We start from the raw sequence: 18,431 nt of genomic DNA, 5'->3' as shown, positions 1-18,431 counted from the left end.
TATCAATTATCGGTCATCAGCAAAATTTGTAGTGCCATTGCTTATTGCTCAAGTTTCTTTTTATCAAACAGGATTGGGTCTAAAACCCCGCCTTTTAAGGGGAAATGTTTTTGTCGCGTTGCTCTAATCCCGGTTACAAAAACATACGTCGCTAATCCAACAGTTCCCCCCTATCTGACTTCTAACTTCTTACTTTTAACTTCTGACTTCTGACTTTGTTGAGGCGATCGCTCCTCATCCTCCCAAAAATTAGCTAATTTTCCCACTTCTCAAAAATTCAAAAATTATAGATAACTGCCAAATTTTTTCTCACTATCTCTCGGCAGTGAAAAATTACCAACTTTTTCATTCTCTGAAGCACCTAAAAAATTCGGCGCGTCCAAGGATTTTCAGAAATTTTCCCCAGGAGCAATGGCAGAGAAATTTTCATTTTGCGAAGCACCCAGAAAGATCGGCTGGTTTTTCCGAAAATCTTTCCATCTATTCCTCCGAGTGAAAAATTCTCAATATTTTGATTCTCCGAGAGCTACCGGAAAACTCGGCGCGTCCAAGGATTTTCAGAAATTTTCCCCAGGAGCAATGGCAGAGAAATTTTCATCTTGCGAAGCACCCAGAAAGATCGGCTGGTTTTTCTGAAAACTTTTCCATCTATTTCTCCCAGTGAAAAATTACCAATATTCTGATTCTCTCAGAGCTGCCGGAAAACTTGGCGCGTCGAATTTTTCTCAGAAATTTTCGTAAGAAACAATGGCAGAGATATTTTCATTTTGCGAAGCACCCACAGAAACAGAGGCTGGTTTTTCCGAAAATCTTTCTATCTATTCCTCCGAGTGAAAAATTCTCAATATTTTGATTCTCCGAGAGCTGCCGGACAACTCGGCGCGTCGAATTTTTCTCAGAAATTTTCCCCAGAAGCAATGGCAGAATCTTTTCATCTCGCGAAGCACCCGAAAGGTCGGCTAACTTTTCCCAAATCTTTCTATCTATATTCTCCTGAGTGGAAAATCTCCAAGATTTCTATTTTCAGCAAGCGCCTCAGAAAGTTCGGCGCGCCGAAAGATTTTCCCGAATTTTCCCTAGAAGGAACGGCAAAATATTTTCATCGCCTGAAGCACCCGAAACCTCGACTGACTTTTCCCAAATCTTTCTATTTATCTCTCCTGAGTGGAAAATCTCCAAGATTTCTATTTTCAGCAAGCGCCTCAGAAAGTTCGGCGCGCTGAAAGATTTTCCCGAATTTTCCCTAGAAGGAACGGCAAAATATTTTCATCGCCTGAAGCACCCAAAACCTCGACTGACTTTTCCCAAATCTTTCTATCTATACTCTCCCCACTGAAAAATTCCCAATATTGTCATTCTCTGAAGCACCTAAAAAATTCCGCGCGTCAAAGAATTTTGGGTTGCATCCTCAAAATTTTTGTGATAAGCTAAAGTTTAGCTGGAGTCGTTCGCCTATACGCATGACTTTTTATTCAACCCAAAAAAGTTGAGTTTCCAGGGCGATAGGACGACCTTCCGCTTCCAGTAGAGAGCGAGAAACAGAGACTCATATAAGCAATGTATCTCAGGATTTTCATAAATTTGCGCCATGTCATTCCAACTGCTAAAACGACAATTCAACGTCAAAGAATATAACAAAATGCCTGAAGTAGGCATCCTAAAAGAAGATGAGCGAGTAGAACTAATCCAAGGAGAAATTTTCAAAATGTCCCCAGTAGGTCGTCTCCATGCAGCTTGCGTGAACTGTTTAACTAGACTTTTTTCTCAAAAGTTAGGCGATCGAGTTTTAGTTAGTGTTCAAAACCCGGTTGAATTAAATGATTATTCTGAACCAGAACCAGATATAGCTTTGTTGGAGTTAAAGGCAGATTTTTACAAGTCCGGACATCCCCAGTCTGAGGATTTATTTTTGATAGTTGAAGTTGCGGATAGTACGATTAAGTTTGACCGTGAAGTTAAGGTTCCTCTTTATGCAGAAAATAATGTAATTGAGGTTTGGTTGGTAGATATTAATGAGGAATGTTTGGAGGTGCATCGACAACCTATTGGTGGTGGTTATAAGGAAGTAAAAAAGTTCGAGCGTGGTGAAATTTTGTCTGTTCAACGGTTTCCAGATATTAATATTCAAGTGGATGAAATCTTGGGATGAAATTTAATGAATAATGAATAATGAATAATGAATAATTACCTCTTCTTTATGATTAAGAGGATTTTTTCAAAAGATTCTTTTTTTCTTTTTTATCCATAAATGGAGAGACTTTACATCTGAATTTTTCGGTCAAACATAAATAATAAACACTAACTAGCTAATAGTTATCAAAAAGTTTATTCGGCTTTTGTTAATCATTTAATATGTGATTTACCAAATCTTGAACAATACTTGCCCGATAATTTCTTTTTTATGAATTAAGCCTCGGAGTAACTGGTTATTTTTGTCTGGATGTCTGGCTAAAACTAGATAATAATTTTCTGGTACTTCTACTTTTATTTCGTCGTAATCTTGAGTCGGCAAGTCGGCAATATAATCTGCTGTAAAAGGTTGGTTGTTAATGAAAACTTTTCCCTCCTGAATTTCTAAAGTTTCTCCTGGTAGTGCAATAATTGGCATTATGTAAGTACAGTAAGGTTGAAAACCTTCTTCTTCGTTACCCCAAAAATCTATTAGATTGCCTCTTTCTAAGTTACGCCATTTGTGAGTAATTATATCACTGAAAACCAGGTTGTTTGTTTGTATAGCTGGAGTAAATATTTTTGCTTGTGGAGTGATTGGATAAATACATGATGTGATGTTTATAAATATGGTCAAAATAATCAAAAAAATAATAATTCTTAGCGAGTAATTTTTGTCTAGCTGAGGAGATAAAGAAGTTACTGGTTTATTGCCAGTAAAATGTTTACGCAGAGAATCATGGATAAAGCGAAAACGACCTCCAACTTGTTGAGTTAATCTTCTCTGAGCAGAATATTTCAAAAATTTTGCATAGTTCCAAGGGATTAATCTATTTTGCCAGAGAATCAGTCTTAAGCTGAAGTGTTTAATAGATGGTAAGCCCCCACTGTGTAAACCTATTATTATTCCTAAAAATAAGCTAAATTCTGGTTCATCTAGCGCAAGTTTTATGCCTAGACCTGTATCTAATAAACTGTAAAAGTAGAAAATTAGTAAAAAAAACGGAGTAGTTATTATAGAAATAGATAGAGAATTTTTTAGAGATTCTTTAATTCCTTGGTTGGGAGTATGTTTTAATTTAATGTCTGTATTTAATCCATAAATTAAGCCTAAAATTAGCCCACTAATAAGTCCTAAAATCAGCCCATCAATCAGCAAATTAGTCAGATCGTCAATCAGAATACCAATTATTCCGAAAAGCAGTGTCTCTATTAGCCCAGAAATTAGCCCAAAAATTAGCCCAAAAATCAACCCAAAAGTCAGCCCATCAATCAACCCATCAATCAGCCGTAAAATCAGATTTTTCTTAATTTTTTGCCAGGAAAAGCTGAAAGCTTGTTTAGGTTCAATTTTTTCTACCCTAAAAATTAGCCCATAAATCAACCCAAAAATCAACCCAAAAATTAGCCCATAAATCAACCCAAAAATCAACCCAAAAATCAACCCAAAAATCAGTCCAACAACCAGCCCAAAAATAATTCTGTAAGCCAGCTTTTGAACATTGTTTTCTAACCAACTAGGCTGCATATTTTCAATCAGAAACTCAGTTTTATTTTCAGCTTCTAACTGCCTCGCTAAAAAAGTTAACCAATGCCTAGTTTGCTCTTGAGTATAAGAAGTTTGCTCTTGAGTATAAGAAGAGAAAAACTTTTCACGTTTTTCCACATCAGTAGGCATTCGTTGTAAACATTCTTCAATATAAGCTGCAAATAATTGTTCCTCATTATAAATAGGCTCCCCCTGATAAACAGTAACCATAATATTCAAAAACAAAGGAATATTTGCCAACTCCCACATTTGAGAATTATTTTGAATCACTTCCCACAAATCAACCTTACCCAAACCTTCCAAATAACGATAAATTTCCTCCTCTTCAGGAGACTGCAAACAATAAGCACCATTCAACTTTTCCAACCTAAAATTTCCCTCTTGATATTCCTCATCCCGACAACAAACAACCAAACAAGTCCCAATATCCTCCCCAATAAAATTATTAATCTTCTCAATACAAAGTCGCTGCCGAACTAATCCCAACTCATCCAAACCATCCAACAACGGCAGAATTTTTCTCCCACTTAAAAAACTTCTATTAAATCGGCGATCGCTCATCCCATAAAAATCTTTTAAATACTCAATCAACCAATCTCCAATAGATAAATTATCCTGCTGCCAATTAGACAATTCAAAAATCACAGGAACAGGAGCATCAACATTATTTTCCGCCTCCTCAATTAACTCCTTTGCCAACCTCAATAAAGTAGTAGTTTTTCCCGCCCCAGGTTTACCCAGAATTAATAACTTACCCGCCACATCCCGCCTATAAAAAACATCAATAATCTTAGTTTCAGGAGGTAGAGAAATTATCTTTTTTCTCTCAAATCTACCAACAGCTTCATTCTGGGAAAACATCGGTAATTCTAAATATTGATTTACCAATAATTGATTTTGCTGTAGAGAATCTTCCAGTCGTTGAACAACTTCAACCTTAATTCCTTTCAGAAGTTCTGACCTAACTTTTGCCTCCCGATCTTCCGGACGAAAAAAATTCAGAAAACCTTGAATAAAATCGGCAAAATTAAAATTATTAACATTTACATTTTCATTGATAATAGCTGCAACTTTACCGTGATCTTTAACATCCCTAATATTTTGACGATCAATTTTAGCTGAATCATTTTGATACTTATCTTTATTTCCCATAGTTAGTTCAAAATTTCTCCATTTCAACCAAAAAGTATAGTTAACCTTACTAGCTAACTATACCTTAAAAATTTAACTTCTAACTTAATCTATACAGTCACCAGAATAGTTAGAATATTCTCAAACTGTCAAATTTATTTGCAGCAAAAGCGTAAGGGCGAATAGCCATTCACCCCTACTTCTAACTCTAACTAGCTTCTTGCCACCCTTTAATCGCACCAAAAACAAGAGCACCTACTGGATTATCCAAAGCTTTTTCAAAAGCTGCTAACCCACCTGATGTAGCTGCACTAATTAATTTTTGTTTTAAATTAGGGTCATTTTCTATCTTTTTAATAGTCTCTGTCGCGACAATCATTTGTTCGGTAGTTGTATTAGTAGGATAGCTTTGAGAAAGCTGTTGTAAAATTTGTTGAACTTGTGCCAGTGCCTCAGCTAAATTTTGGTCTTTAGCTTCATAAATTACCCCTGCAACTTTAGCATTGCCTTTAACAGTACCAATGCTTTGATTGCCTATTCCAACTAAGCCTTTTTGGTTGTAAGTATTTCCGTTTGATTCCATAAGCTTTCAATTAGTTAGGTACATTGCTACTTAGATATCCCTAAAATCCATCGCTCACCAGTAAAAAAACACAAACATTTTCATTCTCTAAAGCTCCCGAAAAAATCGCGCGTCAAAGAATTTTCCCTTGCATTCCTACAAAAATTCTGATATTATCAAGATTAACTGGGGTTGTTCGTCTATACGCCTGACTTTTTATTCAACTAATTTTTCTAGCTCAAAGACAATCAAATATTTAGGAATTTTCCCCAGGAACAATAGCAGAAACATTTCCATTTTATGAGAACTTCCCATAAATAATGTCTCTGTTTTTTCAAAAATCTCTCCATCCTTTCCTCCTCAGTAGAAAAGCACTAACATTTTCATTCTTTGAAGCTCCCGAAAAAAATCGCGCGTCGAAAAATTTCCCCTTGCATTCCCGCAAAAATTCTGATAAGCTAAAGATTAGCTGGAGTCGCTCGTCTATACACATGACTTTTTATTCAACTAAATTTTCTGGCTCAAAGACAATCGAATATTTAAGAATTTTCCCCAGGAGCAATAGCAGAAACATTTCCATTTTATGAGAGCTTCCTATAAATAATGTCTCTGTTTTTTCAAAAATCTTTCCATCTATCCCTCCTCAGTAGAAAAGCACTAACATTTTCATTCTCTGAAGCTCCCGAAAAAAAAATCGCGCGTCGAAGAATTTTCCCTTGCATTCCTACAAAAATTCTGATATCATCAAGATTAGCTGGGGTTGCTCGTCTATACGCATGACTTTTTATTCAATAAAACTAATCAAAAAGGTCAATGCAATGAAAGTAATATAGTCATTTCAGTTTACTTTAAGGAAGTGTTCCTTGCGTTCAAAGAAAAGTTCTCATCCTTATTTGAAATAACTATAACTACCAACTATTAACCATTAGCGAACCGCCTGCTCATATCTGCGATTAACTTCCGGCCAATTAACAACATTCCACCAAGCATTCAAATAATCACCACGACGATTTTGATAATTCAAATAATAAGCGTGTTCCCAAACATCATTACCCATAATCGGATAATCTCCAGTCAAAAAAGGACTATCTTGATTAGCAGTACTAATAACCTTTAACTTTCTATCTTTACCCAAAGCCAACCAAACCCAACCACTACCAAAACGACTACCACCAGCAGCATTAAAATTTTCCTTAAAACTATCAAAATTACCAAAACTTTCATCAATAGCAGTAGCTATTTTCCCTTCAGGTTTACCCCCACCATTAGGAGTCATAATTTCCCAAAACATTTTGTGGTTAACATAACCACCACCATTATTTTGTACAGCAGTACGAATATCATTTGGTAAAGTATTCAAACTACCCAATAAATCCTCAGCACTCTTATCTTTCAGTTCAGGATACTTAGCGATCGCCCCATTCAAATTTTTAATATAACCAGCATAATGCTTACCATAATGAAACTGCATAGTTTCCTGATCAATATAAGGTTCCAATGCGTCATATTCATAAGGTAAAGGTGTTAGTTGAAACCCCCCTAAATTTTCAGCTAATTTAGTATCATTTGGTGAAGTAGATGGAGTTACTGAAGAAGAAGAATTATCTTCCGATATTTGACAACCATTTAGAGTCATAACCCCCAAAGTTGTACTTAGTGAAATCAAGAAATTACGGCGATTAATATTCATTATTAGTTACCTCAAAAATATGTTTATAATTCTATCTATCTATACTTAAATCAATTACTCCATTACCGCTCAACTAAACTTACTCAAACTGAACGAGAAAACCTGAAATTTCAGCTAAACGCAAGTGGATTAACCACCACAGGGTTAAACGGTAAACCCTTTATTCCCAGGGGAAAAGACATCTTTAACCAATGGATAATGGATAATTGATAATTAGAGATAGTTTTCATTATCCATTATTTATTAATGAAATCTGCATTAATAATTTATTTTCCCTTGTTTTATACAACCCTCTTCTTACTCTTTTTCTGCTAAAATTCGGTTTTTTTATCCATATTTTGGGAAATTATCCCCATCTAAAGCAGCTCTATTGAGACATATAAGATTCTTCTGTAATTATTATTTTTATTTCTCTTAGTTTTGCTCTATACCTCAACATCTCTATTAACCTATAATGAGGGATATTCACAAAATGAGGGATATTCACAAATTGTTGATTGTTCTTTTTCCCTAATTTTATCTCTTGTTTCCCAGTCTGATTCTCCCCAATAATTAAGGTTCCTATTTCATGGTTAACATACCAATCTATTAATCTTTTACTTGCTGTATGGAGATAATTTTCTACTTGACAATTTCGTTTGTGAGTTAATTTTTTTCACTTCGGAGAATTACTTTGATTATGGTTGGTTTTTAATTGAGATTGTCAACAAGAGCGCTGTTTATTATAAAAGGTATTAATGGCTTTTAATTGTCTGTCTTTAATCAAAAGCGGACTTCTCCCCACACTCCCCACACTCCCCACACCTCCCAGACCTCCCAGACCTCCCACACTCCCCATCATCCCATTTATGACATCCATGGTGGAGCTGACTCTAATTCCATTTCTATTTGATTAATATCTCCAGTTTCATCAATATTAAGTATTACCAATTCATCTTTGGGAGTACGAATTTTAAGATTTAAAGACCTTAAGCCTGTAGTAGTATTAATATATCCTTCATATTTAGAACCTATAGGTAATTTTAATAAAATTTCTTCAATTTTTTCAATTAACCTTTCCGAATTACGGCAATATTTTGTGGCATCTGCAAATTTTTGCTCAACCTTTTGTTGACTAATTTTTAAAGTTTTAGCCAAACCCATAACAAAACTATCTTCTTCTTCTGTTAATTTATCATCTGCCATAGCTACTTCAACAGCCAAATCAAAAGCAGTTTCTATTTCTTTCTCATTTTGAAGCACCTGTTTAGCTGCATAAAATAATGCTTCATTTTTTTCTTGAGTAATAATTCTTAAAACCTTTTTTCTAGCTGCATCTACTTCTTGAGCAGTGAATCCTTTTTTTAGTAAAAAACCCTCAATAATTTCTACTTCGTTCATATCAATATCACCATCAACTGCCATAACCATTAAACCAATAGCAAATATGGCTTCATTGGGGGTTAGTTTCTCAGAACATTTTACTTTACTATTGAAAATATTTTCATAAGACATAGATTTTTTTTTGCAGCTATGAAATTTTAATTTAAGCAACAATTTTAAAGAAATAAGTCAGAATAAATTAACTAGATAAATTATCTACATCTATTTCATTTTGGTATTTTTAATTGGTATTTTCAAAATGAAAGGTTAGAAATAAATTTTTCTATAACATTAAATTATTTTTAATAATCAACTATCTTTCCTCCTTTATTTTATATAAGCCAAAATCTCTACTTTTACTAATTTTAAACCTAGGGATAAATTAGCACTACTCTATATAAAATAGTTAATTCAGAAATTTATCCTATTTTTATATCAGTCAAATCTTTATCTTCTCATTTTGTCAGTTAAGGTGTTGCTTAAAGCCAAAATTTTTATACAAAACTTGGTTGAGAGCAATATGTTTTTCAGCAAAATATAAAAACTCACTTTAGATTTTAATCTACTTTTACTATTTTGTGTATGTAATCCTTAAAATTTATCTCAAAAATAACTACAATACTTATTATAAATATTCTTACCGAAAGATTGTGGTTTAAAGCCTCTCTTTTTAAGGGGATAAAAAAAGAGAATATTCCTTATGTCAATGCCGAAGTTTTCCTACGGAATGCTACGCAAACAGCTAGAGGTACTGATAACTGATAAGTGATAAGTGATAACTGATAACTGAAATAACCAGGCTGTATTTTTTAATTTCAAATTAATTTCTTTGATCTATTTCTTATTCCTAGTTAAGCTGTTTATTAAAAGTATCTAACTCTAAAAAAGTAAATCAATGACTATAATTAGCCAATAAACTATTTTAGGCGATCGCTAAATTTTTTAACCATAAAATCACAAGAATATTAATATTTATCAGAGCATTTTCTTGAGTAGGCAAAGCAATAAGTTAAATTTCATACCAATTTTTTGTTACCTGTAAATATATTTTTTACTCCCTAGGGAAAGAAATAAAAGTATCTGAATTTATTAACTTGTATCTTATAATCTTAAAATTTTCCTTTGCTTGTAAATAAGCTGGAAATAGTTAACTCATCACAATTCAAAAAAATGCTCTAAACAGATTAACTTTTAGACCAACATTCCACTGGTTTTCCTCCTAGTAATTGATGAGTATCTTGGAGAATATTTAGAATTTTCCCTTACTTGTAAATAAGCTGGAAGTAGTCAACTTATCCAATCAAGAAAATGCTATAATAGAGATTAATTTTTAGACAAACGTTTCACAGGTCTTCCTCCTAGGAGTTAATTAGCATTTTAGAGAATATTTACTATTTTCTCTTGCTTGTAAATAAGCTGGAAGTAGTTAACTCATTCAATCAAAAAAATACTATAAACAGATTAACTTTTAGACAAACGTTCCACTGGTATTCCTCCTAGTAATTGATGAGTATCTCGGAGAATATCTGGAATTTCATCAGCATGGGGACTCTTAGCAAGACATTTACTCAAATCATATTTTTCTACCTGTTCAGCATTTGCACCAGGAAACCAATGACTACCATTACCCAATAAATTATAGCGCCCTTTAGCATATTCCCACATATCGTAAGCGATCGCTAAATTTCTTAACCATAATATTACCGGAATATTAATATTACCAGGAGTATTTTCTAGAGTAGGCAAACCAATATGCCAAGTTTTGCACCAAATTTCTCCTAGTTGAGCGATCGCTTCTTGCTCTAGTCCGATTAATATGGGTGATAGAATCTCATCAGCCTTATCTAAAAATTCTAATGTTTTTAAGTGTTCATCAAAATCTGTCGGTTTTGATGCTCCCAAACTTAATGTATGGACTTCGGGATGACTCAAACAAAATAGATTGTTAAACACCATAGGGCTAAGTGGATAGCATAAATCTATTAATTTCTGTGGTGGTTGATACAGTTTACCACCCTTATCAGAAGGACTAATAATAAATACTCCCATATCAAAGTCTTTAGCAACTTCTATTGCTCGCCAATTACCTTGATTAATGTAGTACCAGTGTAGGTTAACATAGTCAAATTGATTTGTTTCTATAGTTTTAATTATCAGATCAGTAGGACCATGAGTAGAAAAACCAATAAATCTGACTTTTCCCTGTCGTTGTAATTTTCTAGCTACATCTAAACAACCTCCCGATCTAAGAGAGTAGTCTAACAGTTCTAATGTGTTAATCCCATGTATGCCTAGCAAATCAATATGTTCTAATTGTAAAAATTGGAGAGACTGCTCAAACTTACTTTGGAATGCTTGGGCGTCGGCGCTTGGACCAACTTTTGTTTGGACAATAAGTTTTTCCCGTGGTAGTTTAGGTAAAATTTCTCCTAGTTGCATTTCAGATGTGCCATAACCACGAGCAGTTTCTATGTGGTTAATGCCACATTCGAGGGAGCGACGAATTGTATTTTCTAAGTTTTGTTGATAGTCTAGTGGGATTTGATTTTTAGGAACATCTTGCCATTGGTATTGATACCTCATTCCACCACAGGAAAATACTGGCATTGATAATTCTGTTCGTCCAAAGCGCCGATATTGCATCATCCTCAATAATCTCTATTAACTTCCAGGGAAGGTTCTTCTATTATTTCTACATTGTTTGTAGTAAAATTTGTTCTAGCTAGAGAACCATAATACTTTCTTGCTGCTTCATCGTAAGCAATAGCTGCATCTTTTTCTACCTCAAAACGACCTAAACGTATTTGTTTTTTGTATACTTTAATTTCCGCTATCCATTTGCGTTTATCTTTACACCAATACACTCCTCGGTATTTAGATGAATGTTTAACACTAGGTCTCCTATGCATTCGCGCACTTCCTTTGACTAGACGTAAATTTTCTCTCTGATTATCTAGTTTGTTGTGATTAATATGATAAACAGATACACCCATAGGAGCATCCATTATAACTCTGTGCATATAGATAGTGGTTCTTTTGTCATCTTTTTTGATTGTTCTGGCAGCAAACCCGTCTATCAAATACCATTTATATTTTGATAATTCTTCATAGTCTTGTTCATCGACTATTACTACCTTTCCTCTAGTAATCAAGATTTCTTTAGACATTTTTTCAGCCTTCTTGTTTTATTAATTAAAAAAATAACTAATCTCTTCAAACAGTTGAGGCTACTACGCAGTTTTTAAGAACGTAATTATTTAACTTTTTCTCTATCTAGAGATAGCTAAATTAATTTTTCTGACTGCACCCCAATTTTAATTGATGAATCAAGTTTTCTTAATTCATTTACTTGATATTTTTTTGACTTTTAATTAAGAAGTATTAGTAATATTATTAAATGTGTTTTTAATCTGTTTACTTAACTACTTCCTAGAATTTTATAAAAAAATCAAGTCTCAAATCTCCCCTTAACAGGGGATGATAAAAATCTACTTCAGTATTTCAAGTTTCTAGCTTCAACGGTTGGTACTGATAACTGATAACTGAAATGACGATTGGTAGATGTGGTTTGATTTTTTTATTAATCACCTCCCTGGGTTTATACCTACCCGCAACTTAATTAAAATGATTATTCTCATCTAATGTTTTAACTTTTTTACCACTTTAAGTCAGATATATATAAGTAAATTACTGGAGTTATTGAACTTTACTTTCATACTGGAAAAAAATCTAACTCCTAGATAGAAAGAGAAATAAAAACAGAGATAGTGTCCTAAGTTTTTCTAGATTTTTCCATCAACAGAAGTTAGTACTTATTTATTGTCCATTAGATTATTAAAATGTACTTTTAGATTATTAAAATGTACTTTTCCATACCATAGCACATAGTAAAAGATTAAAGCATAATTAAGTCTCTGATTTCATACTTAAATTTTGCTATTTGTATCCTTTTTTTTTCACAATTTTGACTATAAAATTGATACAAAACTTGTTCAACAAGTCAAAAATGTAGTTTATTGTGTATCTTTATTTCTATATCTAAAGTAGAGTAATTCAAAAAAAAGCTACATTTTTTGATTCTAGTATCTTTATTGAAGTTTAATGTAAGTTAAATTTGAATTTGTAATATTTTCGTATAAGTTAAGATTCACAAAATCAGGAAGTAGAGTAGAAATGTTTTTCATTGAATCTAAGTATTATTTATTTAATCTTTAATAATTTATGTATAGTTTCGTAAGCATTCAGCCGTCAGCTATCAGCTAAAGGAAAAGCTGAATGCTGAATGCTTACATAGTTTCTATATTTATAGAGTAAGTATATAGTAATCAATATTAGTCAATAAATGGTAAATGGTGAAAAATATACAATTTTAAGTATAATTACAGTTAATTATAAGGTTAAATAATAAAGTTTTTGTTGACATCACAAAAAATACGGAGTAAGATAGTATAAAATCTAGATGGTTATACTATTCTATGACTACCCTAATTTTCATAATGCTGTGCTACTCAGCAACGTCTTATCTTTTTTCCGGTTCAATTTGCTACCTAGCAAATCAAGCAGATGTTAAAAAACAGAAAGAAGTAGTTAATAATCAAGCGAGTCAAGTAAATTTAGGAATTATTGTTTTGTGGCCTTTGTGGATTATGAGAAGAATTAGCCAAGAAGAAAAGGTTATTAACTTAAGAGAATTAACTCAAGAAAATCAGATAAAAGAGCAACAGTGTCACAAACCCATAGGAGAGGTTTTACAAGAAGCTGGTTTAATGACAGACAATCAGGTGGAAGAAATATTAAAATATCAAGTAGGTAATCGTCACTTAAAATTTGGAGAAATTGCTGTCATGTGGAGAATAATTAAGCAAGAAACGGTAGATTTTTTTGTAGACATATTTCCTCAACTAATAATAGATAATCATAAAAAACCAGTTGGTGAATATCTGAAATTAGCAAATTTATTGAATGAAGAACAAATATATTCTATTTTGATCGAACAGCATCAAACAAATTTACGCTTTGGAGAGGTGGCAGTACAAAAAGGATGGCTGCAACAAGAAACAATTGATTTTGTCTTGCAGTACCTTAAAAAAGAATTTACTCCTGCTGTAGAAAACTAAATTTATGAGAATAGAGAATTCTGTTTTTGACAATTTAGTTAGTCGGTTAGTAATTATTACTTCTACTCTTAATCTGTCCCTCCACTTCCCTACCTAATCAGATATAGCAAGATTTTTGAGATTGGGTATACCTCTCCCCACATCACCCCAGCTACTACAAGAAGTTAATCTAGCAGTATTTTTTTTAATGTTGCTTGAATCAGCTTAAAAACATGGACTATCCTAGACAAATATCTACACAATGTCTATGTTTTTAGGCCATTAATCTGTATTATTATATAGAACCCATTTGGGATCTATTATTGGGAGGTGTAGTCCGTACAGGACTCAAAAAATGTAGGGTTGTAAATATTCTAGCTCCGACAATGAATGAGCAATGCCTACACAAGCGCTCCCCTACTCCCCTACTCCTCTACTCCCCTACTCCCCTACTCCCTCTTTTCTAGAGATACACTTAGGGCTTCTATAGGGCTTACTGATTAAATCTCAAAGCATTGACTTTCTAAAGGTTTTAGCTTTTTTAAGTCTTGAAAAAGTACAAGGTTTTCCTTAATCAAGAGCTGCATAAAGTGAGGATGAAAGGGTTGACTTAGGAAGAAAAATCAAGGGATAATTATGACTCCTGCCTCCTGTAGGGACGTTTAGCTGGGGCACAACTTTCCGTTTGTCATGCTCCGCAAACGTTAACGCTACGCGACATGGAATAGGAGCATGACCTTAGGAAAACGCATTAATGCTCAAGCAACGTCCCTACCGCATTCCTCCAGTCTCAAGTCTCGAGTCTCCTGACTCCTACCCTTACCGAAATAATTAAATAATTAAATAATTAAATAATTCAGGTTTAAAGTCTCCCCTTTCAAGGGGAAAAAATTTATTTTTTTCCCTACCGCGTCTTACCTCTCCCTTTTAGGGAGAGGTAATTATCCATTATCCATTATCCATTAATGAATAGCAGCAGGCTGTGAGACGTCAACTCGCATCGGAGCTACAGCTCGTTTGTTTCCCGGTGCCTAAGCGCCGGGGAGGATGTCAAAGAGGGTGTTATAATCAGAACGAGAACTGATAGAATGGACTGCCTGTTTAACTAAATCCCCTTCTCCACGGGCAATGGCTCTAAATTTGCCATTGACGTCTAGGCGTTCCTGTGCTATGCAACTGCCGATGGAATTAACAAAATAAGTAATAGTGAAGCGATCATAATAAGTAATATTTGTGGTCTGAATTCGGGTGTCAAAATTTAACAATAATTGATTATAACTTTCAATTAATTGTCGCTTTTCTTCTAAGGATATGGGACGGGGGCGCGACCTAATTTGACTTTTACAGAATCTTGGACTGGTCTAATAGGAGCTAGTTGAGTAGTTTTTTTTCCGATTAAATTAGTGTGAGAAATTGCTTCTTGAGTTCTATTTGATAGCTCTAAAAGATTGTTGAAAGTAACGAAACTCCAACTTCCTTTATTGCGGGCGCGAATACCACCTGCAAAAGAAAAGTGACGATTAACAGAATTTAACTTTCAACTTTAGACCACAGAATTAAATAGTAGTTATCTCACTTTGTTTGAGGCGAATTTCTAGATAGTCTAGATGATTGCGGTAATGATGAATTTCCGTTTGTAATTTTTCTAAGATAATAGAATTTTTGTAAATTTTGTAGCCATTATTATTTATTGGATAAAATTTTATTGCTCAAGTAATATGTTGCCAAAATAAAGCTGTGAATAATAGACTTCGTGGCAGTTGTGAGGGAATAGGGAATAGCGGTGCGACCCCGCGACGACCTTAGCAAAGCTCCTCTGCAAGAGGCAAGTCGCAAGCGGTGCGACCCCGCGACGACGATAGTCGCAAGCGGTGCGACCCCGCGCCGCCGACAGGCGCAAGGGGATGCGCACTCCTGTGAGGGAATGCGCACTCCTGTGAGGGAATGCGCACTCCTGTGAGGGAATGAAATTGTTGATTTCATATCTTGAATTGATTTCATTTTTGATTTTTGGAGATGTCTAATGATACTTAGGTTATTCATTCTAAATCGGAGACTGTTTGTAAAAGGAATATTAAATCCAGGCGTAGGGTAGGTTTTGCTAACGCAGAGCTTCCGCTTTTTCGTATAGGGAATCCTCCGCAAATATGTCGCGCAGCGAAAATGGGTGTCGCCGACATGAAAAGGCGGCAATAACTATGAATCGTAACCAAAATCGTTGCGTTTTATATCGTTAGATTAGGTAGTGCAATTAAACGGATGTAATCTTAGAAAATATCTATAGTTTACATAAGTTTTTCAGTTGATGAACTACAAACTTTGAGGAATTTTTGGAAAACTCTATAGTAAAAAAGGGAATAAATATTAGTATTAAACTTTATCATAATATAGGGTTTCTCAAATTACTGAAGTAGAGTTATTTTTTTTGTTTGGTATTCCCACCAAAGCCGAATTACTATTCCCTATTCAGTAGGTAAATTGTATGCAACGTTTCTACTCCCTAAAAATTACGAATTTTGTATCTCACCAGTATGGGAATTACTATAGTCTAGGCAAAGTTATGTAAATTAGTAATAAAGAACCATGCTTTTTAATATCTAAAATTATTGTATATTTACAGATATAAAAACATAGGTTATTATCGAAACTGTGAATTTTTATAAAAATCAAAATGAATAAATTGAATCAAAAACTTTGGCATAGTTTTTTGCAGATTGCCCAACCATATTTTTATCCTTTAGAAGGAGGTGGTAGTAAAGTTTTCTTAGGATTGTTATTCCTACTTTTAATATTTTTATTTGCTGCTGTTTTTATAATTGTTAGCTTAGTCTGCTTAGGTAGTGAAGCGATATTTGGCGAATCATTCAATAGTATTGCTCCGGGTTTAGTCAATACAATTAAAAATATAATTAATTCACGCTGGATATTTTTAATTATTTTAATGATAGTTATTCCTGGTAGTGCTTTTTGGTACTGCAGAAGACGAATTATACCTCGTTGGCAACCTTGGGCACTATTAAGTTTACTTTTATTATTATCTCTATCAGTTAGTGGTTTAAATGTAATTATTAGCTATGTTGGTAACTTTTTTACTACTGCCCTAGCAGAAAAAGATCAATCCACATTTTGGCGATTTCTATTTGTTTATGCGGGAGTGTTTATTTTTGGTACTCCAATTGTTGTAGTTTACACCTATACACGCCAAAAATTAGCACTATATTGGCGAGATTGGATGACAAATAAGTTTCTCGAAAACTACTTACAAAATAGGTCTTATTATCAAATAAACTCAGAGGGAAAAATTGATAACCCAGACCAAAGAATTGCAGAAGATATTAAATCTTTCACTAACCAAAGTTTGTCTTTTCTGCTGACAATTCTTAATTCAGTAATTGATGTGATTTCTTTCACCGGAATTCTGTGGTCTATATCAAAATTACTCTCAATATTTCTAATTTTTTATGCTGTTACAGGAACACTAATAGCAGTAATTTTTGGGAAGAAATTAATTACTTTAAATTTCAACCAACTTAGACGAGAAGCAGATTTTCGTTATGGATTAGTACATATTCGTGACAATGCTGAATCAATTGCTTTTTACCAAGGAGAAGAACAAGAATCATTACAAATTAAGCAAAGATTTGCTCGGGTTTTTAGCAATTTTAATTTGCTCATTGGTTGGCAGAGAAATGTAGATTACTTTACTACTAGTTATCGATATGCAGTCATAATTTTGCCTTCTTTAATAATGGCTCCTATTTACTTTGCAGGTGATATTAAATATGGAGATATTACTCAAGCAGGTTTTGCTTTTAGTCAAGTTTTAGGAGCTTTTTCTTTAGTAGTTAGTCAAATCGACAATTTAACTGCTTTTGCTGCTGGTATTAATCGTTTGTCTAAATTTAGAGACACATTAAAAGATACGCAAAAATTACCTGAAATAGAAAGTAGGGAAATTGATATTAGAGAAAATTCTCGACTGGCACTAGAAAATATTACTCTCAATACTCCCCTAAATTATGAAGATATAAATGAAAATCAAAAGACTCTGGTGAGAGATTTATCGGTAGCATTACAACCTAGTCAAGGATTATTAATTGTTGGTAAAAGTGGAGTTGGTAAAAGTTCTTTATTAAGAGCAATAGCAGGTTTATGGAAATCGGGTACAGGTTGTTTAATGCGCCCTAATTTGGAGGAAATGTTATTTTTGCCTCAGCGCCCTTATATGATTTTAGGAAGTTTAAGACAACAGTTGTTATACCCTAAAATTAATCAGGAGTTTGATGAGTGTGAATTAAGAAAAATTTTGAAAGTTGTTAACTTAGAAGATTTACCAGATAGATTAGGTGGTTTTGATGTAGAGTTACAATGGGAAAATGTTTTATCTTTAGGAGAACAACAACGTTTAGCTTTTGCCAGACTATTATTGACTCAACCATCTTATGCGGTTTTAGATGAAGCAACAAGTGCCTTAGACTTAGAAAATGAAGCTGAACTTTATCAACAATTACAAACAACTAAAACCACATTTATTAGTGTCGGACATCGTTTAAGTTTGTTAAAATATCATCACCAAGTTTTAGAATTAACAGGTAATGCTAATTGGCAAATATTATCTGTAGAAGATTATCAAGCAAGAGTTAGTTTATTAAACTAATACCAAATCTCAAAAGTCTGGCTAAATTTTCTTTAGATTAGGGAGTATGGAGATGGGGAGATGGGGAGATGGCAATCAAAAATAGCATTATTATTCAGAAATTATCTCTTTCTTAGAGTTTCTAATCTTAGCTCGTTATTTGTAAAATTGTTGGATTAATTTGATATAAGTAGGGGTTTGGTAACCAAACCCCTACTATACTGAAAACTAACAGA

At 33.6% G+C, this 18,431-nt stretch carries 12 protein-coding genes; 4 read left to right on the top strand and 8 right to left on the bottom strand.

The window, feature by feature from the left end; translation table 11 throughout:
- The first annotated feature begins 830 nt into the window (after nucleotides 1-830).
- A complete protein-coding gene (locus F6K40_RS14460; protein ID WP_293136959.1) occupies nucleotides 831-1,223 on the top strand; it encodes a hypothetical protein in 393 nt (130 codons plus the stop codon).
- 365 nt (nucleotides 1,224-1,588) lie between these two features.
- A complete protein-coding gene (locus tag F6K40_RS14455; RefSeq protein WP_293136958.1) occupies nucleotides 1,589-2,149 on the top strand; it encodes a Uma2 family endonuclease in 561 nt (186 codons plus the stop codon).
- A gap of 210 nt (nucleotides 2,150-2,359) precedes the next feature.
- Here the strand turns inward: F6K40_RS14455 and lepB are convergent, their stop codons facing one another.
- From lepB to F6K40_RS14420, 7 genes are all read right to left on the bottom strand, one after another.
- Entirely contained in the window at nucleotides 2,360-4,870 is a 2,511-nt protein-coding gene (gene lepB / locus F6K40_RS14450) for a signal peptidase I (RefSeq protein WP_293136957.1), read from the bottom strand.
- Nucleotides 4,871-5,057: 187 nt separating this feature from the next.
- A complete protein-coding gene (locus tag F6K40_RS14445; RefSeq protein WP_293136955.1) occupies nucleotides 5,058-5,432 on the bottom strand; it encodes a hypothetical protein in 375 nt (124 codons plus the stop codon).
- A 904-nt stretch (nucleotides 5,433-6,336) separates the two neighbouring features.
- On the bottom strand, nucleotides 6,337-7,101 hold the full coding sequence (locus F6K40_RS14440; RefSeq protein ID WP_293136953.1) for a superoxide dismutase: 765 nt from the start codon (nucleotides 7,099-7,101) through the stop codon (nucleotides 6,337-6,339).
- A gap of 703 nt (nucleotides 7,102-7,804) precedes the next feature.
- Nucleotides 7,805-7,960 carry a hypothetical protein gene (locus F6K40_RS14435; protein ID WP_293136951.1) on the bottom strand — a complete coding sequence of 52 codons (156 nt, stop codon included), beginning with the start codon at nucleotides 7,958-7,960 and terminating at the stop codon, nucleotides 7,805-7,807.
- Nucleotides 7,948-8,595 carry a tellurite resistance TerB family protein gene (locus tag F6K40_RS14430; RefSeq protein ID WP_293136949.1) on the bottom strand — a complete coding sequence of 216 codons (648 nt, stop codon included), beginning with the start codon at nucleotides 8,593-8,595 and terminating at the stop codon, nucleotides 7,948-7,950. The genes F6K40_RS14435 and F6K40_RS14430 overlap by 13 nt, the downstream gene beginning before the upstream one ends.
- Nucleotides 8,596-9,924: 1,329 nt before the next feature.
- The gene (locus tag F6K40_RS14425; protein WP_293136989.1) at nucleotides 9,925-11,106 is read right to left on the bottom strand and encodes an aldo/keto reductase; all 1,182 of its coding nucleotides are present in this window, start codon (nucleotides 11,104-11,106) and stop codon (nucleotides 9,925-9,927) included.
- Between the two features lie 5 nt (nucleotides 11,107-11,111).
- Nucleotides 11,112-11,630 (bottom strand): AP2 domain-containing protein, encoded by a 519-nt coding sequence (locus tag F6K40_RS14420; RefSeq protein ID WP_293136947.1) that lies wholly within the window; start codon nucleotides 11,628-11,630, stop codon nucleotides 11,112-11,114.
- Nucleotides 11,631-12,938: 1,308 nt separating this feature from the next.
- On the opposite strand from F6K40_RS14420, the gene F6K40_RS14415 reads away from it, so the two are divergent.
- A complete protein-coding gene (locus tag F6K40_RS14415) occupies nucleotides 12,939-13,580 on the top strand; it encodes a hypothetical protein (RefSeq protein WP_293136945.1) in 642 nt (213 codons plus the stop codon).
- A 1,010-nt stretch (nucleotides 13,581-14,590) separates the two neighbouring features.
- Here the strand turns inward: F6K40_RS14415 and F6K40_RS14410 are convergent.
- Complete coding sequence (locus tag F6K40_RS14410; protein ID WP_293136987.1) at nucleotides 14,591-14,872, bottom strand: hypothetical protein; 282 nt, start codon at nucleotides 14,870-14,872, stop codon at nucleotides 14,591-14,593.
- 1,358 nt (nucleotides 14,873-16,230) lie between these two features.
- Here F6K40_RS14410 and F6K40_RS14405 point away from each other — a divergent pair.
- Nucleotides 16,231-18,216 (top strand): ABC transporter ATP-binding protein/permease, encoded by a 1,986-nt coding sequence (locus F6K40_RS14405; protein ID WP_293136943.1) that lies wholly within the window; start codon nucleotides 16,231-16,233, stop codon nucleotides 18,214-18,216.
- The last annotated feature ends 215 nt before the right edge of the window (nucleotides 18,217-18,431 follow it).

It is taken from the genome of Okeania sp. SIO3I5 (assembly GCF_010672085.1).
GTDB lineage: Bacteria > Cyanobacteriota > Cyanobacteriia > Cyanobacteriales > Microcoleaceae > Trichodesmium.
The sequence above is the reverse complement of the archived record's forward strand: the minus strand, read 5'-3'. Positions and strand labels throughout refer to the sequence as shown.